Here is a 25,910-nt window from a genome sequence, read left to right as displayed (position 1 = left end):
GCTCGGCCCGGGCGGTCAGCCGCTGAGGTTGCGGACCTTGTCCAGCATCGCACGAGCCAGGTCGGCGGCTGTGGTGTCGCCGGCCGGCGGAGCACCGGAGTGGTCCTCCTCATCGACGAACCAGAACACGTCGACATCGACGACACAGTTCACCCGCGCCGCGAGCGCCCGCGAGACCCGCAGTCCCGCTTCGCCGTCCACCGTGGTGCGCACAGTGGCCACCAGCACCGCATCCTGGTTGGAGACCTCGGTGATCTCGCCGCTGGCCTCGCTGTCACCCCCACTGTCGCGGGTCACCACCACGCCGTCGCAGCTGCCCCACTGCTGGGCGAACTTCTCGAAGAGCGCGCCGGCGTCTGCGGCATTGTCCAGTGCGATCACCGCCTCACCCACCCCGGTCAGCGGCGAGTCGCCATCGCTCGAGCTGTCCCAGAACTCATGGGCGACGTCGCGTACCTGGGCGGAGCTGTACACGCTGCGCTGACCGCCCACCGCTGCGCCGACGCAGTCTTCCGGCGCCGCGGACTCCCACGCGTCGGGCAGTTCATCGAGACCGCCGAACCGCGGCGGCAGGGAGGGGTCACTGCGGAAGGGCTGGCCGGTCAGCTTCGACAGCTCGGAATCGTCGAGCAACACCTGCCGGACCGCCATCCCACTCACCGGGGTGGGCGCCAATCCCGCTGCGGGCCGGACGGTCCCGGCGACCACCGTGGTGCACCCGCTGGACAGCAGCACGACCGCCACCGCGCCCGCCGCGATTGTGCCTGCCCGGACGGCCACTACTTCTTGGCCTTGTCTCCGGCGCCGCCCCCGCTGTCGGTGGACAGTGCCGCGACGAATGCCTCCTGCGGCACGTCGACCCGGCCAATGGTCTTCATCCGCTTCTTGCCCTCTTTCTGCTTCTCCAGCAGCTTGCGCTTACGGGTGATGTCACCGCCGTAGCACTTGGACAGCACGTCCTTGCGGATAGCCCGGATGTTTTCTCGGGCAATGATTCTCGAGCCAATCGCGGCCTGTACCGGCACTTCGAACTGCTGGCGCGGTATCAGCTCCTTGAGCTTGGTGGTCATCTTGTTGCCGTAGGCCGAAGCCGAGTCCTTGTGGACGATCGCGCTGAACGCGTCCACCGCCTCGCCCTGCAGCAGGATGTCGACCTTGACCAATTCGGCCTCCTGCTCGCCGGCCTCCTCGTAGTCCAGACTGGCATAGCCCCGGGTACGCGACTTCAGCGAATCGAAGAAGTCGAAGATGATCTCGCCCAACGGCAACGTGTAGCGCAGTTCGACCCGCTCCTCGGAGAGGTAGTCCATGCCGCCGAGCTCCCCACGCCGAGACTGGCAGAGCTCCATGATGGTGCCCACGAACTCACTCGGCGCGATCACGGTGGTCTTGACGACCGGCTCGTAGACGGTGCGGATCTTGCCTTCCGGCCAGTCCGACGGGTTGGTCACCACGATCTCGTCGGACTCGCCGCCCTTGCCCTCTTTGATCACCCGGTAGACGACGTTGGGTGCCGTGGAGATCAGGTCGAGGTTGAACTCGCGTTCCAGCCGCTCTCGGGTGATCTCCATGTGCAGCAAGCCCAGGAATCCGCACCGGAAGCCGAAGCCCAGCGCCACCGACGTTTCCGGCTCGTAGGTCAGGGCAGCGTCGTTGAGCTGCAGCTTGTCCAGTGCCTCGCGCAGGTTCGGATAGTCCGACCCGTCAACCGGGTACAGCCCGGAATAAACCATCGGCTTGGGCTCGCGGTATCCGGTCAGCGCCTCCGTGGCGCCATTGCGTGCGGAGGTGACGGTGTCACCCACCTTGGATTGGCGCACGTCCTTCACGCCGGTGATCAGGTAACCCACCTCGCCGACGCCAAGCCCCTTGGTGGCCTTGGGTTCCGGGGAGACGATGCCGACTTCCAGCAGCTCGTGGGTGGCGCCGGTGGACATCATGGCGATCTTCTCGCGGGGAGTGATCTTGCCGTCGACGACGCGGACGTAGGTGACCACTCCGCGGTAGATGTCGTAGACCGAGTCGAAGATCATCGCCCGTGCGGGCGCGTCGGCGTCGCCGGTGGGTGCCGGAACCTGCTTGACCACTTCGTCGAGCAGTTCGGCCACGCCTTCGCCTGTCTTGCCCGACACCTTCAGCACGTCTTCGGGCTCGCACCCGATGATGTGGGCCAGTTCGGCGGCGTAGCGCTCGGGGTCGGCAGCGGGCAGGTCGATCTTGTTGAGCACCGGAATGATGGTCAGATCACGGTCCAGCGCCAGGTACAGGTTGGCCAGGGTCTGCGCCTCGATGCCCTGTGCGGCGTCGACCAGCAGGATGGCGCCCTCGCAGGCCTCCAGCGCACGCGACACCTCGTAGGTGAAGTCGACGTGTCCGGGCGTGTCGATCAGGTGCAGCACGTAGTCGCCGGCCGCAGCACCGTTACGCGGTTCCTTGACCGTCCAGGGCAGCCGAACGTTCTGCGCCTTGATGGTGATGCCGCGTTCACGCTCGATATCCATCCGGTCCAGGTACTGGGCCCGCATCGATCGGTCGTCGACGACGCCGGTGAGCTGCAGCATTCGGTCGGCCAAGGTGGATTTGCCGTGGTCGATGTGGGCGATGATGCAGAAGTTCCGTATCTGCGCCGGCGCGGTGAAGGTCTGGTCGGCGAAACTACTGATGGGAATCTCCTGGTGAACGGGGGGCGGTGGTGCCTACTGCCTAGTCAGGGTAGCGAGACGGTGGCTTCAAAACGAAACCCCCGGAGACCCATCTCCGGGGGTTTGCGCTTCCGATCGCCAATTACAGGTCAATTGCGAAGTAACCGCCGATGTCGGCCATGCCCGCCTGGAAGAAGAGCGCGGCATCTTCCCAGGCACTTTCGCCGGCCAAACCGGCGGCGATCGCGGCGTCGGTCCCGAACAGGTAGTCGGCGGCGTTTTCGAAGTCGATCTGGTCGCCGCCGTTGAGGATCGCGAACAACAGCACGTTGTTGCCGTCGATGAACTGCGTCAACGCGCCGTTGAGCAGGCTGTAGGCGCCCGGGTCGGAGGAGATCTCGTTCTCCCAGTTCACGCCGTAGAGCAGCGTGCCGAAGGCGGCGTTCACGTCGTCTTTGTCGATGGTCAGGAACGGGTTGGCCTCGGAGGCGTCGATAACCTTGTCCCCGACGCCGGCCATGGTGGCCTGCGACTCGAAGAGGAAGTTCATCGACTGGATCTCGCCCGCCAGCACAGCGCTGAAGTCGAAGCCGGTCGAGTCGGTGTCGGCAGCCGCCAGCGGCGCCAACGCAAGTGCCGTACCAGCGACGAAGCTGCCGAGCACGCCGATTTTCCGCATGTCCATTCCCCCCAAATGCCCTTCACTATTGCTGCCCGGCGGCCGGTTTCCCCAACCCCCGCCGGAAGCTCCCCCCAGCACCGTTGCTGTAAGCCGGATAAAATCTAACAAGGACCTGTGATCAATACAAGTTAATGTTCACTTTCGTCTTGGTTTCTTCGAGCTCTTCCCCCAAATTCTCCCAGGCGTCCCGGTGTTTGCGCAGGTCAACATGTGCTCAGGATCACTTCGCCGCCCGCCCATGCACAGCATCCGATGCCCTGGACACCCCCAAGTGAACGCCCGAACCGACGGCATCCACGGCAAGACGAAACCCCCGGAGAGGATCCCTCCGGGGGTTTCGCTTCGGGCTGCGATCAGGAGTCGAAGATGCCGAAGTAGCCCATCAAGTCACCCCAAGCGAAGCTGAGGTAGTTAGCGGCCTCTGCCCAGCCGGTGTCGGCGTTGCTGGCGATGTCCATCGCGCTGTCGCCGCCGAACAGGTCGCCGCTGCTCCAGTCGAGCACATCGCCGTTGTTCATCAGCGCGTACAACAGCGAGTTGATGCTGTCGTCGAGCGGGACCATCGCGCCATTGAAGACGCTGTACGCGCCGGGATCGGAAGCCAGTCCCGCCATGGTCGGGTTCAGTCCGTAGACCAGGTGGTCGAACAGGGTCGAGCCATCGTCCTGAACCGTCGATACGTCCGCCGGCTTGATGATGTCAAAGCCCTGCGGGCCCGTGGTGACGTCCGTCGATGGCACACCCGCCAGCAACGTGTCGGTGCCGAAGAGGAAGTTCATCGACCCGATCTCGCTGCTTACGATGGGCGCCAAGGGATCGGTGTCGGCAGATGCCAACGGCGCCAATACGAACGCAGCGCCGGCAGCGAAGCCACCAATGACGACGAATTTGCGCATGCTCATGTTCAATGCCTTTCGCGAATGTCCTTCTTTTGGCGGTAGTCCGCCCAGGAGCCCCCCAGCACCGCCTCTGAAATCCGCAGGGGCTCTGTCAGTTTCACTAGTCTTGGTTCGATTGGAACCTTGCGAGATAGGTGCCCAAATCCATATACCTCCTGACAGCCCGTCGGTGCGCAGACGAGCCCGGGCGAACACACACCGGACTCAACCAAGACATCAGTTTCCGGCGAACGCCATGTCGTAGATGTCGTTCCGGACGGTGGCTTGCCCCATTTCAAGCACCCCCGGAGGAAAAGCTAAAACCCCCAGACTGCAGTTTTTCGGCGACTTCCACTCACCGCTAGAAATCTTCCGCCTAGCTGACGCCGGCGCCCGCCCCGTTGAAATGAAGCCCCCTGTTAATGAATATTCCCGTACCGTACGCCGATGCATCTCTACGGACAACACAAGTGGCACTTCAGTTTTCGTACAGATTCCTGTGCACTTTGTTTACGTTCACGTCAAGGAATCGGTGTCGTCGCGGCGCCGCCACGGAAGCGCGGAGAGCAGTGCCCGAAACGGGTTTCGCCTATGCTGCGAGCATGGCTTCCCCGCGGAAGACCCCATGGGAGTCGGTGCAGCGATTCGCGGAAAACCTGGTGTTCAACGAGGCGCCACGGTTCATCCGCCAACTCGAGCAGGCACCGCAGGTACAGCAGCGCATCCAGCGCGGTATCGAGCAGGGCATCAAAATCGGTCTGGAGATGCTCAGCGGCGCGACATCGGAGCCGGCTACCGAAATCGCCTCCGGCCGCCCGGTGACCGACAGCAGTGTTCCCACCGCGCACCGCGCACGCCGGCTGGTCTACTCCCCCGATCTCAACGGTCGCGCCGACCCGGGCGAGATCGTCTGGACCTGGGTGGCCTATGAGGACGAGCCGGACCGCGGTAAGGACCGACCGGTGCTGGTCGTCGGCCGCGACCGCAACGTGCTGCTGGGCCTGATGCTGTCCAGCAGGCAACGGCATGCCGAGGACGCGAACTGGGTCGGCATCGGTGCGGGCAGCTGGGATGACGCTCACCGGGTCAGCTGGGTGCGCCTCGACCGGGTGCTCGACGTGCCCGAGGAATCGATCCGGCGCGAAGGCGCCATCCTGGAGCGTTCGGTGTTCGAGGTGGTGGCCGCCCGACTGCGCACCGAATACTCGTGGAGTTGAGTTAACCCTGGGCGATGTAGTCGCGCAGTTGCTCGTGTTCGGCCTGCAGCTCTTCCATCCGGGACTTGACGATGTCGCCGATGCTGACGATCCCTGCCAATCGGCCGTTTTCGAGCACCGGTATGTGACGCGCGCGGTGCTCGGTCATCAACATGCTGACGTCGTCGGCGGAGTCGGCCTTGGCGCAGGTCGCCACCAGTCGGGTCATGATGGCCGACACCGGCCGGGCCAGCAGACTGGCGCCGTGGACGTGCAACTGGCGGACCACGTCGCGCTCGGAGGCCACCCCCTCCAAACCCTCACGTCCGATCACCACCATGGCGCCGATATTGTGCTCGGCCAAGCCAGCCAGCAACTCCATGACCGTGGCATCCGGATGGATCGTCACCACCGCCGCACCCTTGTTCCGCAATACATCCGCGATCCGCATTGAAGCCTCCCGCCGCAGTGATCTGCTTCACACCAGGCTAGGCCATTTCGGCCGGACCGGGGTGGCGATAACGAAACTCCGTCGATCGCATAGCGCGCAGCCGAAATCTGTGGCATATGTGACGCATGACGATCGAGATCACTCTGCTGGGCACCGGAAGCCCGATCCCCGACCCGAACCGCGCCGGACCGTCGACCCTGGTCCGAGCCGGGGGCCAGCAACTACTGGTCGACTGCGGACGGGGGGTGCTGCAGCGCCTGGCAGCGGCGGGCGGCTCGGCCAACACCCTGTCGGCACTTCTGCTCACCCACCTGCACAGCGACCACATCGCCGATCTGGGGGATCTGCTGATCACCCGATGGGTCACCACTTTCACCCCCGACACCCCGCCGCTGCCGATCATCGGGCCACCGGGCACCGCGGAGGTGGTGGAGGCGACCCTGCGAGCTTTCGGTCACGACATCGGCTACCGCATTGCCCATCACGACGATCTGACCGCCCCGCCCCCTGTCGACGTGCAGGAACACACCTCGGGCCTGGTCTGGGATCGCGACCAGGTGCAGATCACCGTGGCACCCACCGACCATCGGCCGGTGACGCCGACCATCGGTTTCCGGATCGAGCACTCCGATGACAACGGGACCGCCTCGGTGGTGATGGCCGGCGACACCGTGCCCTGCGACAGCCTCGACGAGCTGGCGGCCGGAGCCGATGCGCTGGTGCACACCGTCATCCGCAGCGACCTGATCGAGTTGCTGCCCCAGCAGCGCATCCGCGACATCTGCGACTACCACTCCTCGGTGCCCCAGGCGGCTGCGACCGCCCGACGGGCCGGCGTGGGCACCCTGGTGCTGACCCACTATGTGCCCGCTATCGCGCCCGGACAGGAGGAGCAGTGGCGGGCGTTGGCTGCCGCGGAGTTCGACGGGCCGATCGAACTCGGCGACGACCTGCATCGAGTCGAGGTGACCGCCCGCAGCTGAGTCGAGTTGGGGAGTTGCCGAACCAGCTGGTACCCTGAACAGCTGTTGCTCCCGCCTCGGGAGGCAAACCCAACTCAAGCTTTTGCGAAGGAATTACTCCGTGGCCAACATCAAGTCGCAGGTGAAGCGCAACCGGACCAACGAGCAAGCCCGGCTGCGCAACCAGTCGGTGAAGTCGGCGGTGCGCACCGCGATCCGCGCCTTCCGCGAGGCCGCCGCAGCCGGCGACAAGGACAAGGCCGGCGAGCTGCTGGTCTCGACCAGCCGCAAGCTGGACAAGGCCGTTACCAAGGGCGTCATCCACAAGAACCAGGCTGCCAACAAGAAGTCGGCCCTGGCGAAGGCGCTCAACCAGCTCTGACCTAGCGGATTGTCCGCAAGCGGCGGCCCCTGATTCCACATTGGAACAGGGGCCTTCGTGTTGTCTGGGTCAGCGGTCGGCCAGCTCGGCGACCCCACGGACCGCGGCCTCCAGCGCGTAGTCGGCGTCGGCAGCGGCGCCTTTGACGTCGGCGTTGAGGGCGGCCACTAGCCGCACCGCGGCCGCCATCGTCCCCGGCGACCAGAACCGGGCCTGCTTCTGCGCCTTCTGCACCCGCCAGGGCGGCATACCCAATTCACCGGCCAGCCGGTAGGGATCACCGGACTTGGACCGCACCCGGGCGATGGTGTGAATCGCCTCTGCCAGGGCGTCGGCCAGCACCACATGCGGTTCGCCACGAATCATCGCCCAGCGGAGCGCCTCGGTGGCACCGGCGACGTCGCCGACGACCGCCCGATCGGCGACGTCGAATCCTTTCACCTCGGCTTTGCCGCTGTGGTAGCGGCGCACTGCGATGGCGTCAACATGCCCGCCGGTATCGGCGACCAGCTGCGAACACGCCGAGGCCAGTTCGCGGATATCGGAGCCCACCGCGTCGAGCAACGCCGTCACAGTGTCGTCGTCGACGCGGACTTTGAGCCCGCGGAACTCGGCGCGAACAAAGTCGGTCCGTTCGGAGGCCTTGGTGATCCGGGCGCAGGCGTGCACCTCGGCGCCGAGTTCCCGCAGCTTGCCCGCCAGCGCCTTGGCCCGCCCCGCACCGGAGTGCACCACCACCAGCACGGTGCCCAGCGGAATGTCGGCGGCCGTCGCTTCGATCAGCGTCACGGCGTCCTTACCGGCTTCGGCGGCGGCCTCGAGCACCACCACCCGTTCGTCGGCGAACAGCGACGGGCTCAACAGCTCCGCGAGTTCACCCGCCGCCACCTCACCGGCTCGCAACCGGTCCACCGGGATGTCGGTGCTGCCGGCCTGGGCCCGCACCCCGGCCAACACCTGGGCAACGGCCCGCTCGACCAACAGTTCCTCATCCCCGAGGATCAGATGCAGCGGCGAAACCGATTGGCTCACCCGCCAATCGTGTCACGCTGCGCCGACACCCGCCCAGGCGGTCAACACCTGCGTGGCCGACCACGTCAACAGGCACAGTGCCAACACGGCCAACGCCCGCCGGCACCACCGCCATCGCCAGCACACCACCATCAGGACGGCAGCGGCGCCGACCCCGGCGACCCCGGCCACTCCCCCCGGCACCGGCACGGTGGCGGCGGGCATTGCGCCGGCCCAGTGCGCGATACGGCACACCCACCACAACTCCGGTCCGGTGAAACGGATCAATAGATAGGCGCCTGCCGGCCACCACCCGCACAACACCGCCGCGGCGCTGCCCAACACGGTGATCGGCGCGACCAGCGCCGCCACCGCCAGGTTGGCCGCGGTACTCACCAGACTGAGCCGCCCGGAGATGCCGGCGATCAACGGCGCGGTGACCAGGTTGGCGGCCCACGCCACGCAGACCGCGGCGGCCAGCGATCGAGGCCAGCCGCGCGCCACCAGCCGGGCCGTCCACACCGGCGCGACGAGCACCAACGCCGCGGTGGCCACCACCGACAGGGCGAACCCGACATCGACCGCCAGGTGTGGGGCCAACGCCAGCAGCACCAGCACACTGGCGGCCAGGCTCGGCACGGCCTGGCGACTGCGCGCCGAAAGCACGCCCAACAGCGCGATGGCCCCCATCACCGCCGCCCGCAGCACACTGGCCGTGGGCTGCACGACGATCACGAACGCCACCAATGCCCCCGCGGCCAGCACGGCAGCCGTCCGTGGACCGACCAGCCTCGCCGAGAACAACACCGCGCCGCAGACGATCGTCACGTTGGCACCGGAGACGGCCATCAGGTGGGTCAGGCCGGCGGCCCGAAAGTCCCGACCGGTGGGGACGGTTATCGCCGACGTGTCACCGAGCACCAACGCGGGCAACATCCGAGCCTGTTCGTCGGGCAGCACTCGCGCGGCGGCGGCCGCGAACCGGGCCCGGACCCGATGCGCTACCCGCGCGACCGGCCCGGGCTGGCCGCGCACCGCAGCGCCGGTGGCCGTGAGCACCGCCACCGACAGGTCCCGCCGGGCCGGGCGGGCGATCTTGGCGCGGAACGCCGTCGGCTGGCCGACCATCACCTCGCCGAAGTCGACGCTGGAGGCGAATACCAGCACCCGGCCGGACGCGGCCACGTTGTCGACGCGCTGCAGGGTGGCCCGGAACATCACCCGCCGTGCGCCGGCCGGCAGCGGACTCTCGCTCGGGGTGACCGTCACCGCCGCTGCCGTGCCGAACACCGCGGTGATCGGGTGGTGCTCGACGGAGGCGGTACGCAGCGCGACAGCCCATCCGAAGCCCGCGCCCGCCATCGATGCCGCGGCAACCGCCGCACCCACGAGCCGCCAGCCGGGCCGCCGGAGCCGCCCGGCATAGCAGCACAGCACGCCGGCCGTCACGCCCAGCAGGGCGCACAGCACGGCCAGCACGCCCCCGATCTGCCACTGAATGCCGGCCGCCGTGACCAGCCAGCCCACCACCGCCGCCGGCACCAGCCGAACGTCGAGCCGAGCCGCTGGTGTCGGTACGGCCGCGGGCGGTGTCACGCTCAGACACGAACCAGGGCACGCAGCTTCTCCAGGCGCGCCGGGCCGATCCCGTCGACGTCGCCGAGCTGATCGACGCGGGTGAACTTGCCATGGGCGTCGCGCCAGGCCACGATGGCGGCCGCCGTCACCGGACCCACCCCGGGCAGGGCGTCGAGCTGCTCGACCGTCGCGGTGTTGAGGTTGACCGACTCGCCGGATTTGGGCTCAGGACCGGTCGGCGCGGTGCTGGTGCGGGGAGCTTCCGGAGCCTGCGAGGCGGCCCCGACCGAACTGCCCAGTACCGGCGGCCCGGCCGGCGGCGCCAGACCGACCACGATCTGTTCGCCGTCCACCAAGATCCTGGCCAGGTTCAGGCCGACCGTATCGGCACCGTCGAGCGCACCGCCGGCGGCGGTCAGCGCATCTGCGATGCGGGAGCCAGGCGACAACGTCGCCAAACCCGGCTTGTGCACCAAGCCGACCACACTGACCACAACCTGCTCGGCGGGCGGCGCCGCGGCACTGGCGGCCGATTCGTCGGTGCGCGGGCTGGCAGTCGAAACCATCTCCACCGGTGGCAGTTTGGCGCTGAGCACCGGCGCAGGCTGATCACGCAGCACGGTGAACACCGTGATGAGCACCGCGACCGCGGCGATCACCGCCAAGGCAATAGCACCGGCTCGGCCCGGGTCGGCCCGTACTTTTGCAAGCCAGCCCGCGTCGGCGGCGCCGTCAGGCAACCACCGCGGCAGCAACGAATTCGGGTCAGCCTCGTCGTCGGCTTCGCAGGTGTGCTCACCATGGTCGGATTCCGGCAGCAGGCCGAGTCGACGCTGCAGCCGCTCGCCGGGCAGTTCTGATGCCATGCGCCCGACGGTAGGTGCCGGCACCGTCAGACCGGTTCGCTCACCGCACGATCCCAGCCGATCTGTGGATCAACCCGGGACTGTGCGCAACCTGCCGCGACGCCGCTACGGGTTCAGCCACTCCCCGACGTCTTGCGAGATGCCCGACGACGGCGCGTAGCGCACCTTTGACGCCGTGACCCCGGTGGGCAGCGCGAAGACCACGCAACCGGTGTTCGACGAGCCGGCCGGGATCAGAAACCAGCCGTAGGCGAAGTCCTTGCATTCGGTCACGGTGGCGAAGTCGGCCCGGTAGCTCTGATCATCGGAACCCACCACAGTCACGTCGCTGTTGCTGTTGCCGACGATGGTCGTAGTTCCGGCGTTCTCGATCCGCACCTTGGTGGCCAGGTAGGTCTTGCCGGCCGCGCCCCAGCCGTTCGGGACCGTCGCCGGGGCGATGACCTCTGTCAACGTCACGGCGATCTTCTGCCCGCCGATGCGCATCAGATCCAGCGTCTGGCCGATGTGCGCGGCCGGTCGCGGGGCCGGCGTTTGCCGGGCCCCCGGTGACGAGTCCGGCGTGGCCTGCTCCGCTGGTTCCGCCGAACACGACACGAGAGACAAGACCAGAACACCGAGCGCGACGACCCACCGTCTCATGAGGTCCAGCCTACAAAAGCGCACGGTAAGCCCTCCCCCGAACGGCCGCGGAAGTGGCGATTAGGGTGCATACCAACCGTGAGTTCACCCAACCAACCGGGAGGTCGACGTGAGACTGGCACTGAGCGCGGAGGAGGCCGCATTCCGCGACGAGATGCGGACCTTCTTCACCACCGAGATCCCCGCTGACATTCGCGAACGCAGCCGGTTGGGCCATTCGAACTTTCCCGACGACATCGTCACCACCCAGCGGATCCTCAACGCCAACGGCCTGGCGGTACCCAACTGGCCGGTCGAGTGGGGCGGCAAGGACTGGACGCTGACCCAGCACCAGATCTGGCACGACGAGATGCAGCTCGCCTCGGTGCCCGAACCACTGACCTTCAACGCCAAGATGGTCGGCCCGGTGATCGCGGAATTCGGCTCCCAGGCGATCAAGGAGCGCTTCCTGCCCGCCACCGCCAACCTGGACATCTGGTGGTGCCAAGGTTTTTCCGAGCCAGAAGCCGGCTCCGACCTGGCAAGCCTGCGCACCACGGCGGTGCGTGACGGCGACAGCTACATCGTCAACGGGCAGAAGACCTGGACCACGCTCGGCCAGTACGCGGACTGGATCTTCTGCCTGGTGCGCACCGACCCGCAGGCACCCAAGAAGCAGGCCGGTATCTCTTTCCTGCTGTTCCGGGTCGACACACCGGGTGTCACCATGCGGCCGATCAAGCTGATCGATGGTGGCTACGAGGTCAACGAGGTGTTCTTCTCCGACGTACGGGTGCCCGCCGATCAGTTGGTCGGTGAGGAGAACCACGGTTGGACCTATGCGAAGTTCCTGCTGGGCAACGAGCGGACCGGCATCGCCGGGGTGACCCGCACCAAGGTGCGTGTCGCCGAACTCAAGCAGCGCGCCAAGGCGTTGGGGGCCCTCGACGATCCGCTGTTCGCGGCGCGGGTCGCCGAACTCGAAAACGATCTGCTGGCACTGGAGCTCACCCAGATGCGAGTGTCGAGCGACTCCGCCGACGGCAAGCCGAACCCGGCGTCATCGGTGCTCAAGCTGCAGGGCAGCCAGCTGCAGCAGGCCGCCACCGAGCTGTTCGTTGAGCTGGCCGGTCCCGATGCCCTGCCCTTCGAGGCAGGCGACGGCATCGCAACGCCCACCTGGGCGCAGGACGCGGCGCCGACGTATCTGAACTACCGCAAGACCTCGATCTACGGCGGCAGCAACGAGGTACAGCGCACCATCATCGCGTCGACCATTCTCGGCCTTTAGGAGGCATGACAGCTATGGACTTCCAACTCAGCGACGAGCAGGTTCTGCTGCGCGACACCACCCGCTCGATGTTGTCGGGCTATGACACCGAGACCCGCAACAAGGTCATCGAGACCGACCCCGGTTTCAACCCCGAGGTGTGGAAACAACTGGCGGACATCGGGATTCTCGGTCTGGGTTTCGACCCGCAGGAATCCGGACCGCTGGAGATCATGGTGGTGCTCACCGAGGTCGGCCGGCGGGTGGCGCCGGAGCCCGTCGTACACGGAGCACTCGGGCCGGGCGCACTGATCGCCGAGCGCGGCACCGCCGAGCAGCGCGCGCTGCTCGACTCTGTCGCCGAGGGCGAGCAGATCCTGGCGTTCGCCCACACCGAGCCGGGCATGCGGGGAACCGCAGGTAAGGTGGCCACCACGGCTGTGCCGCAAGGCGATTCGTGGCGGCTGACCGGACGTAAGAACCCGGTGCTGACCGGCGATCGCGCCGACACGCTGGTGGTCAGCGCCGCGTTGCCGGACGGCGGGACCGGGCTGTTCCTGGTCGACGCAAGCGCTGACGGTGTGACGCGGGCGCCCTACCGGACCTTCGACGGCCAGCGCGGCGCCCAGATCGACTTCGCCGACACGCCGGCTACCGCGCTGGGTGAGGCAACCGACGCCTCGGCCGCCATCGAGCGCGCCGTCATCCGCATCTCTTCGGCCCTATGCGCCGAGGCCGTCGGCGCGATGGAAGAGGCTTTGCGGCTGACCACCGACTACCTCAAGACACGCAAGCAGTTCGGGGTCACGCTCAACACCTTCCAGACCCTGACCCAGCGTGCCGCCGACATGTACGTGTCGCTGGAGTTGGCCCGCAGCATGAGCATGTACGCGGCGATGTCGCTCGCCGACGACAACTACGACCCGGTGATCGCGGCGCGCGCCAAGCTGCAGGTGGGCCGCTCCGGGCGCCACATCGCGCAGGAAGCCATCCAGTTGCACGGCGGGATCGGGGTGACTTGGGAGTATCCGGTCGGCCACCTGGCCGCCCGGCTCACCGCCATCGACCACACCCTGGGTTCGTCGCAGGATCAGCTGCACGTGCTGATCGACAACCTGGGCGGCTACGACCTGGCCAAACTGTAGCCCCTAGAAGTGGTAGCCGATCTGGGCGCCGGCGTCGCTGACGAACGCCGCGTCCAGTCGGCGAACCAGGGCGTCATCGCGACAGCGCAGTCTGCCCGCCGCGGCAAGCGCCGACGCCCGGTGCGCACCCAGATACAGGCTGCCCAGGACGTCGAGGTCCAGCTCCACATCGGCTTCGGCCTCGGTCGGGACGCAGTCGGCCACCCCCTCACTGATGGTCAAGGCGAATCGTCCACCGTCGCCGCGGAATCCGTCGCGCACCGCCACCACGACGGATAGCTCGGGCACCGCCAAGGAGTAGCGGCGAGCCTTGAGCACCGCGGGGATGTCCATCATCCGCAGCCACAGCGCGTCCGAGCGCCCGGTGGTGGTGGCCAGCCGGGTATCGGTCAGCAGATACGGCATCGGGTCGTCTGGGTCGGTCTCGATGACGATCTTGCCCATCAAGTCCAGCCCGAGCAGCGCCCGCCACAATGCGGCGTGCGCGGCCGGGGTGACGGCGCGGAACTCGCCGACCCGCACCGACTTTGGATGCTCACCGTGCACCCGGTAGAGCACATAACCGTCAGGATGCAGCAGCCCAAACCATTCGGTGCCGCCGTCACGAGTGTTCTCCCGGTCGGCGAGCAGGTCATCCCAGAGGGGCCGGGGGCGCGCCAAACCGCCCGGGACACGCTGGCGCCACCGCTCGTAGACCGCGGCGAATTCGTCACGGCACCCACCCGCTTTGACCAGCCGCACCCCACCGGGGTCGGGTGCGTCGGCGTGCAACTGGGCGAACCGCCGGTCGATGGTCAGCTCGTGGTCCACCGTCGCCGGGCCGTAGCCGAACCGCCCGTAGATGCCGCCCTCGCTGGCGGTCAACGCCGCGATCGGATAGCCCGAATCGGCAATGCGCCGGTGCAATTCGGTGTACATCATCCGGAGCACACCCCGGCGCCGATGGGTCGGGGCCACCACGACGAAGCTGACCCCGGCCGTCGGCAACACTGCCCCGCCGGGCACCGTCAGCTCCAGATCCAGGTAGCCCGACATGCCGACCACCTCATCGCCGTCGCAGACCACGATGGAGCTGTCGGGGGTCGTCAGGGTCCGCCAGGCGACCATCGACTCGGCGTCCCAGTCCTCTCCGAAGCCCACGGCGGCCAGCACGGACATCGCCGACCAATCGTCATCGGTAGCGGTACGCAGGGTCAGGGTTTGGGATACGGTGCCGGTCACGTCGTCCGAGGCTGCCACAAACGCTCTTGGACCGCACCCCAATAATATTGGGTACACCCGTCACCGAGGAGCATGATGCCCACTTTCGACCGCCCGCTTCGCGTCATCCAATGGACCACCGGAAACATCGGTCAGCGCTCGCTGCACGCCATCATCGGCCGTCCCGACATGGAGCTCGTCGGGGTCTACGCCCACGGCAAGGACAAGGTCGGGGTGGACGCCGCCGAGTTGGCCGGTTGGGCGGAACCGACCGGGATCACCGCAACCAATGACATCGACGCGCTGATCGCGCTGAAGCCAGATGCGTGCTGTTACAACCCGCTGTGGCCCAGCATCGATGAGTTGGTCGCACTGCTCGAGGCCGGGGTGAACGTGTGCTCAACCGCGGCCTGGATCACCGGGGGCAAGCAGAGCGTGCAAGACCGCAAGCGCATCGAGGACGCCTGCCGGGCCGGGAACTCCACCATGTTCGGTAGCGGCGCGCACCCCGGGCTGACCAACATGGTCGGCATGGTGCTGTCCGGGGCCTGCGAGCGCGTCGACGAGATCCGGATCACCGAGTCGGTGGACTGCTCGACGTACGAGTCGGCGGCCACCATGGCGGCGATGGGATTCGCCCAGGACCCCGACACCCCCGGGTTGGCCGAGAGCGTCCGCCTCGAGAGCGAGGTTTTCGCCGAGTCCGCGGCGATGATGGCCGATGCGATCGGCGCACAGTTGGACCGCATCACCTTCGACGTGCAGTTCACCGCCGCGACCGGCGACAGCGACCTGGGCTTCATGAAGATCCCGGCCGGCACGGTGGGCAGTGTCTTCGGCTATCACCGCGGCTGGGTGGGGACGCGCAACGTGGTCAGCGTTGGCTTCAACTGGATCATGGGCAACCAGGTCACCCCACCCAAGCCGGTGGCACACGGCCACGTCATCCAGGTGTTCGGACTGCCCAACATGCGCACCGTCATCAACTGCCTGCCGCCCAAGGACTGGAACGAGCCGAACTTCAACGGTCTGGGCTCGATCTACACGGCGATGCCGGTGACCAACGCGGTGCCATCGGTGGTCGCGGCCGAACCGGGCATCGTCACGCTGGCCGATCTGCCGCCGATCACGGGCCGGACCGGCGGTTAGCGAGGCTCGACGCAGGAGAGGCGAAGCTGGACCGCCGAATCAAACCTGCCGGTTGGCGGTGACGGCTCCCGACGCCGCATCGACGGTGACGTCGCGTTCGGTCAGCTGGTCGTCCCACACGTCGGCTTCCCAGACGACGGTGCCGTTCATGTCGAGCAGGCTCAGCTCGGTGATCGAACTGTTGGGCACTGCCCGCAGTACACGTTCCACGGCACTGCGGTAGTCCAGATGGGTGCCGTCGACATTGGCGCGCCGCTTGGCCTTGTCGGCGTCACTGTCCTCGGTCACGGTGGGGCCGACCAGGACAGACACCCCGTCGGAATCGATTTTGACCTGATGTTCGGTGCCGTCGGCCGTGACCACGCCGGCCTTCCAGGTACCGGCGTCGCTGGTCTGGCTCTCGATGAAGATCAGCACACTGTCGGGTACCTGCGAGGTCGCGAGGGCACCGGCGCGAAGCAGTGTCTGTGGGTCTGGCGGCGCGTCGGGGCGAGTCCAAGACGCCTCGGGGGCCGCCGAATCCTGCGACGACGTGCCGGACGTGCCCTTACCGCTGCATCCGGCCAGCGCCAGCGTTGCCACGATGACCACCGCACCGAAGCGGATGACATTTCCCAGAGCGCGCATCAGCGGCCATGCTACTGAAGTCGGGGCGCCGGCGCTGAAGTCAGGCGCCGCGACCGCCGCCCGTTCGCGGGGCCGCGGCCAGAATTGCACCGTTTGCGGTCCTTAGCTAAGCGAAGGGTTATGCTGCCGAAGGGCGCGATTCGCGGAATCATCGATGCTTCCGACGAAGCCGGAGAGCAGACCGTCCAGCGCCGACGTTCAACCGCACTATCGGTAGGCGGAAGGCGGTGAGATGGGGAAAGTCTCGGTCGCCGGCATACTCAAGCGGCATTGGATTCCGCTGGTCTTCATCGTGGTCATCGCGATCTCGAGTGTGATCGTCAGTCGACTGCACAAGGTGTTCGCCTCCGAAGACCTCAATCCTCACGCTGGTACCGGCATCGAAATCGTTCAGTTCAACCCGAAATCCGTCGCCTACGAAGCTTTTGGGCCACCCGGCACCACCGCCGACATCAACTACTGGGACGCCGAGGCCAACGTCCATCAGCTGGTAGGCGTGCCGCTGCCCTGGACCTACACCGTGGTCACGGTGCTACCCGCCGTCATGGCCAACATGATCGTGCAGGGCAACACCGGTGAGATCGGCTGCCGAATCAAGATCGACGACCGGCTGCTCGACGAACGCCGTGCCACCGGCCTCAACGCCCAGACCTTCTGCCTGGTGAAATCCGGATGATCAGGCGGATCAAAGAACAGTTGGACCGCCACCAGGATCCGCACGTCAAGCGGCCCTTCTTCGCGCACATGCTGCGCATTTTCGCGGTGCCGATCATCATTGCCTGGATCGTGCTCACCGTGCTGGTGAATGTCCTTGTCCCCCAACTGGAAGTCATCTCCGAGGAACATTCCGCGCCACTGGCACCGGTCGATGCGCCGTCGATGATCGCCAGCAAGCTGGTCGGCGAGAACTTTCAGGAGTACAAGTCCAACAGCACCGTGATGATGGTGGTGGTCGGCGAGGAGGAACTGGGCGAGGCCGCCCACCACTACTACGACGAGATCGTCGCGAAGCTGGTCGCCGACAAAGACCATGTCGAGCATGCCCAGGACTTCTGGCGTGACCGACTGACCGCGGCAGGCGTTCAGAGCTCTGACGCAAAGGCCGCCTACATCATGCTGAACCTGGTGGGCAACCAGGGCATGACCGAGGCCAATGACTCGGTCGTCGCGGTCCGCCAGGCCATCGACGACACTCCCGCGCCGCCCGGGGTCCAGGCTTACGTCGCCGGACCTGCTGCCCTGACAGCGGACTTGCGCGAGATCGGCGATTCCAGTCTGGTCAAGATCACCCTGTTCACCATCGCCGCGATCGCGATCATGCTGCTGATCGTCTTCAGGTCGGTGTCGGCGATGTTGACCCAGCTGTTCCTGACCCTGCTCGAGCTGATCTGCGCCCGCGGCGTGGTCGCCGTCCTCGGCTTCAACAACGTCATGGGTCTGACGACGTTCGCGGTCAACATCATGGTGATGCTCGCGATCGCCGCCGGCACCGACTACGGCATCTTTCTCATCGGCCGGTATCGGGAAGCCCGGCTTGCCGGCGAGGACCGGGTCGACGCCTACTACACCACCGTGCGCAGTGTCACCCCGGTGGTGCTGGGTTCGGGACTGACCATCGCCGGGGCGTCGGCGATGCTGTACTTCACCAGGCTGCCCTACTTCCACACCATGGGCATTCCGGTCTCGGTGGGCATGCTCGTGGTGGTCGGCGCCGCGCTGACCCTGGGACCGGCCATGCTGGTGGTGGCCACCAGCTTCGGCCTGCTCGAGCCCAAAAAGGCCACGCGGGGCGGGTTCTGGCGCCAGGCCGGTGTCTCGGTGGTGCGCTGGCCCGGACCTATCGCGGTGGCCAGCCTGGCGATCATCATGATCGGCCTGGTCGCCCTGCCGGGATTCAGACCGGGTTACGACGACCGCAAGTACCTGCCTGCCGACACCCCGGTCAACGTCGCCTATGCCGCCGCGGAGAAGCACTTCTCGGCGGCCCGAATGGCGCCGGACATCACCATGGTCGAATCCGACCACGACATGCGCAATCCCGCCGACATGCTGGTGCTGGACCGGGTCGCCAAGAACATCATGCGGGTGGTCGGCATCGGGATGATCCAGGACATCACCCGCCCGCTGGGAATTCCGCTGCAGCACAGCTCGATACCGTTCCAACTCAGCGTCTCCAACCAGCTGATGATCCAAAACATGAAGACGCTCAAGGACCGGATCAAGGACATCGACACCATCTCCCAGCAACTCGACAAGGACATCGAGCTGCTGATCCAGATGTATGGATACCTCCAGGAGGTCGACCGAACATTCGACGACACAGCCGAGGTCACCCAGCGCACCGTGGACGTCTCCGACCGGATCCGCGACCACATCGCCGAATTCGACGACCAGTTCCGTCCGCTGCGCAGCTACTTCTACTGGGAGCCGCACTGCTTTGACATCCCGATGTGTAACGCGCTGCGTAACACCTTCGACGCCACCGACGGGATCGACCAGCTCGCAGAGCAACTGCACTACCTGTCCAACGACATCACCAAGACGGCGCACCTGCTGCCGCAGGCGGTCGAACTGCTGCCCGCGGTAGTCGACACCATGCGAATCATGCGCGGGCTGGTGCTGACCGTGCACTCGACATTCTCGGCGTTCATCGATCAGATGGAGGACCTGAGCAACACCCAGATCATGATGGGTCAGAGTTTCGACGACTCCAAGAACGACGATTTCTTCTATCTGCCCGCAGAAGCATTCGACAACAAGGACTTTCAAACCGGCCTTCGACTGTTCATGTCGCCGGACGGCAAATCGGCGCGATTCTTCGTCACCCACCAGACCTATCCGGCGACCGCGGAGGGTATCAAGCGGGTTGAGCCGGAGCGGATCGCTGCGCAGGAAGCCCTGAAGCAGTCGTCCTTGTCAGATGCCAAGGTCTACATCGGCGGCATGGCCGCGCTCTACGAAGACATGCAGAACGGCGCGAAGTACGACCTGATGATCGCGGTCGTGGCGTCGCTGACGTTGATCTTCTTGATCATGATGATGATCACCCGCAGCCTGGTGGCCGCCGCGGTCATCCTCGGCACCGCATCCAGTTCTATCGCCGCGTCGTTCGGCATCTCAGTGTTGATCTGGCAGCACATCTTCGGCCAGCACATCTATTGGGTGACACTGGTACTGGCGGTCATCGTGTTGCTGGCGGTCGGCTCGGACTACAACCTGTTGCTGGTCTCCCGTTTCGAAGAGGAGATACACGCCGGGCTCAAGACCGGCTATATCCGGGCGATGGCCGGCAGCGGCGGCGTGGTGACCTCGGCCGGAATGGTGTTCGCCGCCACCATGGGCATCATGTTCTTCAGTGACCTCAAGGCCATCGGGATGTATGGCACCACGGTGGCGATCGGGTTGCTGCTGGACACCTTTGTGGTCCGGGCGTTCTTCATGCCGTCGATCGCGACGTTGCTGGGCAAGTGGTTCTGGTGGCCGCAGGTGGTCCGGCCGTGGGGCCCCAACAAGAACATTCGCGGGATCGCCGCGCACACCCCACGTGAAGAGTCCACCGACACAGACAGGTTCGCAGCGCCCGCGCAGTGAGCAACCCGGGGGTCGGCGCGTTCAGACCCCACCCGGGTCGACGTCGACACACACCGCGACGGCACCGGCCCCGACATGCAGGGCCAACGTCGGGCACAGGCTGGTGATGACAGCGGGCTCGCAGATCGGCAACCGCTCCGCCAGCGCACCGGCCACGTCTTGGGCCCCCTGCGGATTGGCGACGTGATGCACCGCCAGCGCCGCAGAGCGGTCTCCCACCACATCACAGACCCGGTCGATCATCGACGCGACAGCCTTGCTGACGGTGCGGATGCGCTGCGCCAGAACGAGCTTTCCGTCCTCGACCGCCAACAGCGGTTTCAGGGACAGGGCGGTGCCCAGCCAGGCCGCCGCGCTGCCGATCCGGCCGCTGCGCCGCAGGTTGTCCAGCCGCTGCACCACCATGTAGGCGTGACCGCGTTGCACGGCGGCGTCGGCCGCCGCCGCAACTGTCTGCAGGTCGGCGCCGCCGGCCGCCGCTCTGGCAGCGGCCAAGGCCGCGAATCCGGTGCCCATCGCTGCCGACTTCGAGTCGATCACCCGTACGCCGGAGCCGACCTGACCGGCTACCCGCTCGGCAGTGCCGAACGTCCCGGACAGCGCCGAGGAGATGTGCACCGCCACCACCCCGGAGCCCGCGCTGTAGGAAAGCGCATTCCGGTAGACCTCAGCCAGTTCCTCCGGACCAGCCCCGGAGGTGGTGACACGCTCGCGCGCATAGATGTCCGCGGGCACGTCGTCGACGCCGTCGCGCAGATCGGCTCCGTCGAGCAGGATGTGCAGCGGCACCGTGCGTATTCCCCAACGGTCACGCGCCTCAAGAGGCAAGCAGGCCGACGAATCGGTCACGACGACAACGCTCATCGGATGGTCACACCAACGGGCCGGGCACGCCGGCCTCACTCAGGGCTTTGAGCATCAGGTCGGCGACCGCCCGGTGCGCTTCGAAGTTCCAATGGATACCGTCGGGATTTGCACGCCCGCTCATGACCTCTTCGCCCACTGCGGCTTTCAGGTCCACCAGGGGAACATCGTGTTCCCGCGACCAGGCCGTAATGGCACGCACGGTGGGTTCGCGTCCCTGGTGGGCGCGGCCGTACGTGTCAGCAATGTGCACCGACGGCAGCGAAGCCACAATCGGAATGCCAGGCCGGTTGAAATCGATTGCACCCCTGGTCATCTCAAGATATTCCACGGTGAGATGCGGCGGCAGCGCCGCCCGCGCCACCGGCGAGAACCGGGGCTGCAGCCAGCCGTAGCCGTCTCGGACCCAACGCCGCAACCAGGTCGGCCGCACGTAGCGAATCAACTCACGCAACGCCGTCGGCCACACCGACGGCAATGAGTCCATCCCGCTGGTGGCGAAGATGACTGCCCCAGCACGGGGCAGTGCCGCCCACGCCCTCGGGTCCTGGGTGGACGCCCACCAGACGTCGCGGCTGGTCCAGCCGATCCGGCCGATCAGTTCGACATCCCAGTCCAGCTGGCTGGCAACGATGTTCGGCCAGATCCGCGGATCGTCGGCCGGCAGGCCACCGGTGGGCCCGTAGTAGGACAGCGAATCGGCGAAGACCAGCAGCGTGGGACGGGCCGGTGCGGGCTTCCAGCCGTCAGAGGACTTAGAGTTCACAGTCGGCCACCTGTGCTGAGGCATTCCAGACGTCGAGACGCCATCGCACGTCCGCGAAGTCGTCCTGGCCCGGATCCGAGCCGGCATCTGGACCGTCGGAGTATCCGCTGAGCTGGGTCCAGCTGGCGTTGGCCATCCCGCCCAGCACCGGCCAGTTCTCAACCGGCAACCGCAGCAAGGCCGCGGTCAGTGCGGCGATCAAGCCGCCATGGGCGACCAGCACCACAGGCTGATCGGCGTGGTCGGCTCTCCCCCAGTCCGGTTCCCCGGCCACCAGCTCGCGCACCAGCGGAACGCTGCGCTCGGCCACGTCGATTCGGCTCTCCCCGCCATGGGGTGCCCATCGGGCGTCGTCGCGCCAGGCCAACCGGGCTCCCGGTGCGGCGGCGTCGACCTCTTCGTGGGTCAGTCCCTGCCAGTCACCGAGATGGGTTTCCCGCAGCCGGGTGTCCACCCGGACCTGCAACCCGTTGTGTTCGGCCAGCACGGTGGCCGTGTCGTAAGCCCGCCACAGGTCCGAAGACACGATCAGCAGTGGGTGCCGCTTGCGCAGTACCTCCGCCGCCGCCTCCGCCTGCGCACGGCCCAGGTCGCTCAGAACCGTGTCCAACTGGCCCTGCATCCGGCTGCCGGCGTTGAACTCGGTCTGTCCGTGTCGCAGCAGGATCAGCCTGCGGATCCTCACGACGCGTCCTCGGGCGCCTGCTCACCGGCTGGGCCCTCGAGGTCCACCGGCACCAGCGGGCAGTCCTTCCACAGCCGGTCCAGCGCATAGAAGTCGCGCTCGTCCTGGTGCTGGATGTGCACGACGATGTCGACGTAATCCAGCAGGGTCCAGCGCCCCTCCCGAGTGCCCTCGCGGCGCGCCGGCTTGTAGCCGGCTAGGCGCATCTTGTCCTCGACCTCGTCGACGATCGCGTTGACCTGTCGCTCGTTGGACGCCGAGGCGATGACGAAGCAGTCGGTGATGACCAGTTGCGCTGAGACGTCGATGACGACGACGTCGTCGGCCAGCTTGTTCGAGGCGGCGCCGGCCGCCACGGTGGCCATCAGCACGGCCTCGGGTGTCGCGGTCATTGTTGGTCTCCGGGGGTCGGTTGGTAGAGGCGGCGCTTTGACACGTACTGGACCACCCCGTCTGGTACCAGGTACCAGATCGGGCGGGATTCTGCCGCGCGCCGGCGGCAATCGGTGGAAGAGATCGCCAGCGCCGGCACCTCGACCAGCGTCAACGCGTGCGGAGGCAGGGAGCCGAGCGCATCAGCGAGATGGTCGCCGTTGAGCTCGTAGCCGGGCCGGCTGACCCCCACAAAGCGCGCCATCTCGAACATCTCCGGCCAATCCTGCCAGGACAGAATGGTGGCCAGCGCGTCTGCACCGGTGATGAAGTAGAGCTCGGCATCGGGATTCTGTTCTCGCAGGTCACGCAAGGTGTCCTTGGTGTAGGTGGGACCGCCGCGATCGATGTCGGCGCGGCTCACCGAGAACCGCGGGTTCGACGCGGTGGCGATCACCGTCATCAGGTAACGGTCTTCTGCGGCGGTGACGCGGCGTTCCTTGAGCCACGGTTGCCCCGTCGGCACGAACACCACCTCATCGAGCCCGAACAGATCGGCCACTTCGCTGGCGGCGACCAGGTGGCCATGATGGATGGGATCGAACGTCCCACCCATGACTCCAAGCCGCCGTTTTCGCACGATAGGCCAGCTTACTTGGGGTCCTCGACGGCACGAGCGCACTGGTGGCACCGCTGGGGTGCGGCGCGGTCGGCGGACGCGGCGAGCTACTTTCCGCTTCGGCGTACGCTCATCGCAGGCGCAACCCCCCGTTGCTGCCGCGAAGCGGACGCCAATCGTGTAGAAGATGTCTGTGGAAGATTTTCCGTTGAGTTCAATTGATCGCGCCCAGGCGACCAAAGACGCCATGCTCAGGCGCTTTCACACTCGGGCGCAGATCACCGGCGAGATCCGGCTGCCGGCCGTGCCGAGCATGCTCGATGAATACGTGTCGATGTGCGCGAGCGTGTTCGCGGGCCTGGGCAAGCCCTTCAGCGACCTCGAACTCAACCGCCTCAGAGAAGTGCTGGAAGGCCAACTCTCCGAGGCCTACTCGCACTCGCTGCGCTCAAACATCATCATCTCCTACAACGCCCCGATCGGCCCCAGCCTGAACTACACGGTCCGCGCCCAGTGGAGCAGTGTCGCGGAGGCATACGAGGCCTGGCTGGCAACGCGGAAACCACCGTTGTTCGGCACCGAACCCGACGCACGGGTTTGGCACCTCGCTTGCGAGGCCGACAATCCGGCAGCCCATCGGGTGCTCGAGATCGGTGGGGGCACCGGGCGTAACGCCCTGGCGCTGGCGCGTCGCGGGCATCCGGTCGACGTCGTCGAGATGACCCCGAAGTTCGCCGAGATGCTCAGGACCGATGCCGAGGCGGAATCCTTGGACGTGCGCGTCATCGTGCGGGACGTGTTCGCCGACGCCGACGACCTGCGCGACGACTATCAGATGATGGTGCTTTCTGAGGTCTTGACCGATTTCCGGTCCACCGAGGAGCTACGCAGCCTGTTCGAGCTGGCCGCCCGCTGCCTGGCTCCCGGTGGACGGCTGGTGTTCAACAGCTTCCTGGCGCACGACGGCTACGAACCCGACAGCGCGGCTCGGGAATTCTGCCAGCAGGTGTACTCGGGTCTGTACACCCGCAATGAAATGGCGGCAGCGACGGCCGGACTGCCCTTGCAGCTACTCTCCGACGAATCCGTCCATGACTACGAGAAGGCGAACCTGCCCGACGGTTCCTGGCCGCCCACCAGCTGGTACATCGAATGGGTCAGCGGGCAAGACGCGTTCCGAACCACGCGTGAAGAAAGCCCGATGGAGTTGCGCTGGATGATCTTCCAGCGGACGCATTGAGCGTCCGGGCCTACTAGCGCCGGGCCAGGCCGTCGTCGATCATCTGCTGGAAGTGCTCCACGACGGAGTCGGCAACCGGCCGGAAATCGATGGCCAGCTCAGTACGCGCACGCGAACTGTCCAGGCATAGTGGCCAGCCGACATTGTGCTCGACAAACGGGCGCGTCAGCCCCGCCACCGGCGCCACCAGCTTGACCATGAACTTGGGCAGCTCGCAGGTCGGGAAGGACAGTCGGGCGCCGAAGTGTCGCCGCAACATTCGGCTGAGTTCCAGCATGCTGACGACCTCGGAGTTCACCACGTAGCGCCCCTGCGCCCCGGGCGTGTAGCCGGCCGTGATGTGCGCGCGGGCCACGTCGCGCACATCGACGCAGCCCATCTGCAGCGCGGGAGCACCCAGTGCCATCGACATGTCGATGAAGTGCTGCATGGTGTCCATGCTTCCCGAGGCGCTGGCCGTGGTCAGCGATGGACCCAGCACCAGGGAGGGGTGAATGGTGACCAGGTCCCAGCGCTGCTGGGCCTGCTGAATCTGCCAGGCCGCCCGCTCGGCGACCGTCTTGGAGTAGGGATAGGGCTGGTGCTCGGGTGTGCTGGTGGTGTTCCAATCCGCCTCGGTGAAGCACGCCTTGCCCTGCATATCCGCGTTGTCGCCGTAGATTGCCGCCACGCTGCTGGTCAGCACCACCCGGGCCACCGAAGGGGTGGCATCCACGGCGGACAACACGTTGCGCGTGCCTTCGAGCGCGGGCCGTACCAGCTGCCGGTCGGCGTCGCGGATGGTGCCGAGCAGGAACGGTGAGGCGGTGTGGATGACCAGTTGGCAGCCCTGCATAGCCTCGGTGAAACTGCCCGGTTCGAGCAGGTCCGCCCGGTGCAGGCTCAGCTGCCCCGGGTGCCGCTCGGCAAGCGCGTGCAGATGTTCCAGGCCGCGGGGCTTGTCAGGATCACGGACGGTGGCCCGCACTTGGTGCCCGTCCTCGAGGAGGTGGCGCACGATCCAGCTGGCGATGTAGCCGCTGCCGCCGGTAACCAGCACGGGTGCACTGGAATCGATGGTCGTCATGAACCACCCTCTCTGATCGTTGTCCGGGTACGCCGGCAGCGCGCGAA

The 25,910-nt window shown here is 66.6% G+C and carries 26 protein-coding genes; 9 read left to right on the top strand and 17 right to left on the bottom strand.

Annotated features, from left to right (window positions below):
• Window positions 1-15 precede the first annotated feature (15 nt).
• From ACJH71_RS13685 to ACJH71_RS13670, 4 genes are all read right to left on the bottom strand, one after another.
• Complete coding sequence (locus ACJH71_RS13685) at window positions 16-780, bottom strand: sensor domain-containing protein (RefSeq protein WP_406758550.1); 765 nt, start codon at window positions 778-780, stop codon at window positions 16-18.
• On the bottom strand, window positions 780-2,669 hold the full coding sequence (lepA, locus tag ACJH71_RS13680) for a translation elongation factor 4 (RefSeq protein ID WP_406758637.1): 1,890 nt from the start codon (window positions 2,667-2,669) through the stop codon (window positions 780-782). Before lepA ends, ACJH71_RS13685 begins: the two co-directional genes overlap by 1 nt.
• 115 nt (window positions 2,670-2,784) lie before the next feature.
• Window positions 2,785-3,321 (bottom strand): hypothetical protein, encoded by a 537-nt coding sequence (locus ACJH71_RS13675; protein WP_406758549.1) that lies wholly within the window; start codon window positions 3,319-3,321, stop codon window positions 2,785-2,787.
• A gap of 356 nt (window positions 3,322-3,677) precedes the next feature.
• Entirely contained in the window at window positions 3,678-4,226 is a 549-nt protein-coding gene (locus ACJH71_RS13670; protein ID WP_406758548.1) for a hypothetical protein, read from the bottom strand.
• A 578-nt stretch (window positions 4,227-4,804) separates the two neighbouring features.
• Here ACJH71_RS13670 and ACJH71_RS13665 point away from each other — a divergent pair.
• Window positions 4,805-5,419 carry a type II toxin-antitoxin system PemK/MazF family toxin gene (locus ACJH71_RS13665; protein WP_406758547.1) on the top strand — a complete coding sequence of 205 codons (615 nt, stop codon included), beginning with the start codon at window positions 4,805-4,807 and terminating at the stop codon, window positions 5,417-5,419.
• Between the two features lies 1 nt (window position 5,420).
• Here ACJH71_RS13665 and ACJH71_RS13660 read toward each other — a convergent pair whose 3' ends face one another.
• On the bottom strand, window positions 5,421-5,849 hold the full coding sequence (locus ACJH71_RS13660; protein ID WP_406758546.1) for a CBS domain-containing protein: 429 nt from the start codon (window positions 5,847-5,849) through the stop codon (window positions 5,421-5,423).
• Window positions 5,850-5,974: 125 nt separating this feature from the next.
• Here ACJH71_RS13660 and ACJH71_RS13655 point away from each other — a divergent pair, with 125 nt between their 5' ends.
• A complete protein-coding gene (locus tag ACJH71_RS13655; protein WP_406758545.1) occupies window positions 5,975-6,832 on the top strand; it encodes a ribonuclease Z in 858 nt (285 codons plus the stop codon).
• 100 nt (window positions 6,833-6,932) lie between these two features.
• The gene (gene rpsT, locus ACJH71_RS13650; RefSeq protein ID WP_406758544.1) at window positions 6,933-7,193 is read left to right on the top strand and encodes a 30S ribosomal protein S20; all 261 of its coding nucleotides are present in this window, start codon (window positions 6,933-6,935) and stop codon (window positions 7,191-7,193) included.
• Between the two features lie 69 nt (window positions 7,194-7,262).
• On the opposite strand, the gene holA is transcribed toward rpsT, so the two are convergent.
• From holA to ACJH71_RS13630, 4 genes are all read right to left on the bottom strand, one after another.
• Window positions 7,263-8,225 carry a DNA polymerase III subunit delta gene (holA, locus tag ACJH71_RS13645; RefSeq protein ID WP_406758543.1) on the bottom strand — a complete coding sequence of 321 codons (963 nt, stop codon included), beginning with the start codon at window positions 8,223-8,225 and terminating at the stop codon, window positions 7,263-7,265.
• A 12-nt stretch (window positions 8,226-8,237) separates the two neighbouring features.
• Window positions 8,238-9,800 (bottom strand): ComEC/Rec2 family competence protein, encoded by a 1,563-nt coding sequence (locus ACJH71_RS13640; protein ID WP_406758542.1) that lies wholly within the window; start codon window positions 9,798-9,800, stop codon window positions 8,238-8,240.
• Between the two features lie 2 nt (window positions 9,801-9,802).
• On the bottom strand, window positions 9,803-10,648 hold the full coding sequence (locus ACJH71_RS13635) for a ComEA family DNA-binding protein (RefSeq protein ID WP_406758541.1): 846 nt from the start codon (window positions 10,646-10,648) through the stop codon (window positions 9,803-9,805).
• A gap of 105 nt (window positions 10,649-10,753) precedes the next feature.
• On the bottom strand, window positions 10,754-11,290 hold the full coding sequence (locus ACJH71_RS13630) for a DUF4352 domain-containing protein (protein WP_406758540.1): 537 nt from the start codon (window positions 11,288-11,290) through the stop codon (window positions 10,754-10,756).
• Between the two features lie 109 nt (window positions 11,291-11,399).
• Between ACJH71_RS13630 and ACJH71_RS13625 the strand changes: the two genes are divergently transcribed.
• Both ACJH71_RS13625 and ACJH71_RS13620 read left to right on the top strand, forming a co-directional pair.
• Window positions 11,400-12,560, top strand: a complete 1,161-nt coding sequence (locus ACJH71_RS13625) for an acyl-CoA dehydrogenase family protein (RefSeq protein WP_406758539.1) — start codon at window positions 11,400-11,402, stop codon at window positions 12,558-12,560.
• Between the two features lie 14 nt (window positions 12,561-12,574).
• Complete coding sequence (locus ACJH71_RS13620; protein WP_406758636.1) at window positions 12,575-13,684, top strand: acyl-CoA dehydrogenase family protein; 1,110 nt, start codon at window positions 12,575-12,577, stop codon at window positions 13,682-13,684.
• A gap of 3 nt (window positions 13,685-13,687) precedes the next feature.
• Here the strand turns inward: ACJH71_RS13620 and ACJH71_RS13615 are convergent, their stop codons facing one another.
• Window positions 13,688-14,905, bottom strand: coding sequence for an enhanced intracellular survival protein Eis (locus ACJH71_RS13615; protein ID WP_406758538.1), 1,218 nt, complete (start codon window positions 14,903-14,905; stop codon window positions 13,688-13,690).
• A 75-nt stretch (window positions 14,906-14,980) separates the two neighbouring features.
• On the opposite strand from ACJH71_RS13615, the gene ACJH71_RS13610 reads away from it, so the two are divergent.
• Window positions 14,981-16,033: a dihydrodipicolinate reductase gene (locus tag ACJH71_RS13610; RefSeq protein WP_406758537.1), complete on the top strand. Its 1,053-nt coding sequence runs from the start codon at window positions 14,981-14,983 to the stop codon at window positions 16,031-16,033.
• 39 nt (window positions 16,034-16,072) lie between these two features.
• On the opposite strand, the gene ACJH71_RS13605 is transcribed toward ACJH71_RS13610, so the two are convergent.
• Window positions 16,073-16,660, bottom strand: coding sequence for a PepSY domain-containing protein (locus tag ACJH71_RS13605; RefSeq protein ID WP_406758536.1), 588 nt, complete (start codon window positions 16,658-16,660; stop codon window positions 16,073-16,075).
• A 232-nt stretch (window positions 16,661-16,892) separates the two neighbouring features.
• On the opposite strand from ACJH71_RS13605, the gene ACJH71_RS13600 reads away from it, so the two are divergent.
• Both ACJH71_RS13600 and ACJH71_RS13595 read left to right on the top strand, forming a co-directional pair.
• Entirely contained in the window at window positions 16,893-17,336 is a 444-nt protein-coding gene (locus tag ACJH71_RS13600; protein ID WP_406758535.1) for an MmpS family transport accessory protein, read from the top strand.
• Complete coding sequence (locus ACJH71_RS13595; RefSeq protein WP_406758534.1) at window positions 17,333-20,251, top strand: RND family transporter; 2,919 nt, start codon at window positions 17,333-17,335, stop codon at window positions 20,249-20,251. The genes ACJH71_RS13600 and ACJH71_RS13595 overlap by 4 nt, the downstream gene beginning before the upstream one ends.
• Before the next feature lie 21 nt (window positions 20,252-20,272).
• Here the strand turns inward: ACJH71_RS13595 and ACJH71_RS13590 are convergent, their stop codons facing one another.
• Genes ACJH71_RS13590 through nadD form a run of 5 tightly spaced genes read right to left on the bottom strand, consistent with a single transcriptional unit; the run spans window position 20,273 to window position 23,578 of the window.
• Window positions 20,273-21,115 (bottom strand): DegV family protein, encoded by an 843-nt coding sequence (locus tag ACJH71_RS13590; RefSeq protein WP_406758533.1) that lies wholly within the window; start codon window positions 21,113-21,115, stop codon window positions 20,273-20,275.
• A 7-nt stretch (window positions 21,116-21,122) separates the two neighbouring features.
• Window positions 21,123-21,905 (bottom strand): diglucosylglycerate octanoyltransferase, encoded by a 783-nt coding sequence (gene octT, locus ACJH71_RS13585; RefSeq protein ID WP_406758532.1) that lies wholly within the window; start codon window positions 21,903-21,905, stop codon window positions 21,123-21,125.
• Window positions 21,871-22,566 carry a glucosyl-3-phosphoglycerate phosphatase gene (gene gpgP, locus ACJH71_RS13580; RefSeq protein ID WP_406758531.1) on the bottom strand — a complete coding sequence of 232 codons (696 nt, stop codon included), beginning with the start codon at window positions 22,564-22,566 and terminating at the stop codon, window positions 21,871-21,873. The genes octT and gpgP overlap by 35 nt, the downstream gene beginning before the upstream one ends.
• Complete coding sequence (rsfS, locus tag ACJH71_RS13575) at window positions 22,563-22,958, bottom strand: ribosome silencing factor (RefSeq protein WP_406758530.1); 396 nt, start codon at window positions 22,956-22,958, stop codon at window positions 22,563-22,565. Before rsfS ends, gpgP begins: the two co-directional genes overlap by 4 nt.
• The gene (gene nadD / locus ACJH71_RS13570) at window positions 22,955-23,578 is read right to left on the bottom strand and encodes a nicotinate-nucleotide adenylyltransferase (RefSeq protein WP_406758529.1); all 624 of its coding nucleotides are present in this window, start codon (window positions 23,576-23,578) and stop codon (window positions 22,955-22,957) included. Before nadD ends, rsfS begins: the two co-directional genes overlap by 4 nt.
• Before the next feature lie 166 nt (window positions 23,579-23,744).
• Between nadD and ACJH71_RS13565 the strand changes: the two genes are divergently transcribed.
• Window positions 23,745-24,797 carry a class I SAM-dependent methyltransferase gene (locus tag ACJH71_RS13565; protein WP_406758528.1) on the top strand — a complete coding sequence of 351 codons (1,053 nt, stop codon included), beginning with the start codon at window positions 23,745-23,747 and terminating at the stop codon, window positions 24,795-24,797.
• Between the two features lie 13 nt (window positions 24,798-24,810).
• Here ACJH71_RS13565 and ACJH71_RS13560 read toward each other — a convergent pair whose 3' ends face one another.
• Complete coding sequence (locus tag ACJH71_RS13560) at window positions 24,811-25,863, bottom strand: NAD-dependent epimerase/dehydratase family protein (protein WP_406758527.1); 1,053 nt, start codon at window positions 25,861-25,863, stop codon at window positions 24,811-24,813.
• Between the last annotated feature and the right edge of the window lie 47 nt (window positions 25,864-25,910).

It is taken from the genome of Mycobacterium sp. SMC-15 (genome assembly GCF_045310925.1).
In the GTDB taxonomy this organism is placed as follows: Bacteria; Actinomycetota; Actinomycetes; order Mycobacteriales; family Mycobacteriaceae; genus Mycobacterium.
Note: the sequence above shows the minus strand (reverse complement) of the source record. Positions and strands in the feature narration are given on the sequence as shown.

Bases quoted from the DNA above. Each gene is read 5' to 3' on its own strand.
- ACJH71_RS13605 (WP_406758536.1), bottom strand. From the start codon at position 16,660: ATGCGCGCTCTGGGAAATGTCATCCGCTTCGGTGCGGTGGTCATCGTG.
- ACJH71_RS13655 (WP_406758545.1), top strand. From the start codon at position 5,975: ATGACGATCGAGATCACTCTGCTGGGCACCGGAAGCCCGATCCCCGAC.
- ACJH71_RS13565 (WP_406758528.1), top strand. From the start codon at position 23,745: ATGTCTGTGGAAGATTTTCCGTTGAGTTCAATTGATCGCGCCCAGGCG.
- ACJH71_RS13665 (WP_406758547.1), top strand. From the start codon at position 4,805: ATGGCTTCCCCGCGGAAGACCCCATGGGAGTCGGTGCAGCGATTCGCG.
- ACJH71_RS13630 (WP_406758540.1), bottom strand. From the start codon at position 11,290: ATGAGACGGTGGGTCGTCGCGCTCGGTGTTCTGGTCTTGTCTCTCGTG.
- rsfS (WP_406758530.1), bottom strand. From the start codon at position 22,958: ATGACCGCGACACCCGAGGCCGTGCTGATGGCCACCGTGGCGGCCGGC.
- ACJH71_RS13670 (WP_406758548.1), bottom strand. From the start codon at position 4,226: ATGAGCATGCGCAAATTCGTCGTCATTGGTGGCTTCGCTGCCGGCGCT.
- ACJH71_RS13675 (WP_406758549.1), bottom strand. From the start codon at position 3,321: ATGCGGAAAATCGGCGTGCTCGGCAGCTTCGTCGCTGGTACGGCACTT.
- ACJH71_RS13620 (WP_406758636.1), top strand. From the start codon at position 12,575: ATGGACTTCCAACTCAGCGACGAGCAGGTTCTGCTGCGCGACACCACC.
- ACJH71_RS13635 (WP_406758541.1), bottom strand. From the start codon at position 10,648: ATGGCATCAGAACTGCCCGGCGAGCGGCTGCAGCGTCGACTCGGCCTG.
- ACJH71_RS13560 (WP_406758527.1), bottom strand. From the start codon at position 25,863: ATGACGACCATCGATTCCAGTGCACCCGTGCTGGTTACCGGCGGCAGC.
- ACJH71_RS13610 (WP_406758537.1), top strand. From the start codon at position 14,981: ATGCCCACTTTCGACCGCCCGCTTCGCGTCATCCAATGGACCACCGGA.
- ACJH71_RS13595 (WP_406758534.1), top strand. From the start codon at position 17,333: ATGATCAGGCGGATCAAAGAACAGTTGGACCGCCACCAGGATCCGCAC.
- ACJH71_RS13590 (WP_406758533.1), bottom strand. From the start codon at position 21,115: ATGAGCGTTGTCGTCGTGACCGATTCGTCGGCCTGCTTGCCTCTTGAG.
- ACJH71_RS13660 (WP_406758546.1), bottom strand. From the start codon at position 5,849: ATGCGGATCGCGGATGTATTGCGGAACAAGGGTGCGGCGGTGGTGACG.
- ACJH71_RS13600 (WP_406758535.1), top strand. From the start codon at position 16,893: ATGGGGAAAGTCTCGGTCGCCGGCATACTCAAGCGGCATTGGATTCCG.
- octT (WP_406758532.1), bottom strand. From the start codon at position 21,905: ATGCCTCAGCACAGGTGGCCGACTGTGAACTCTAAGTCCTCTGACGGC.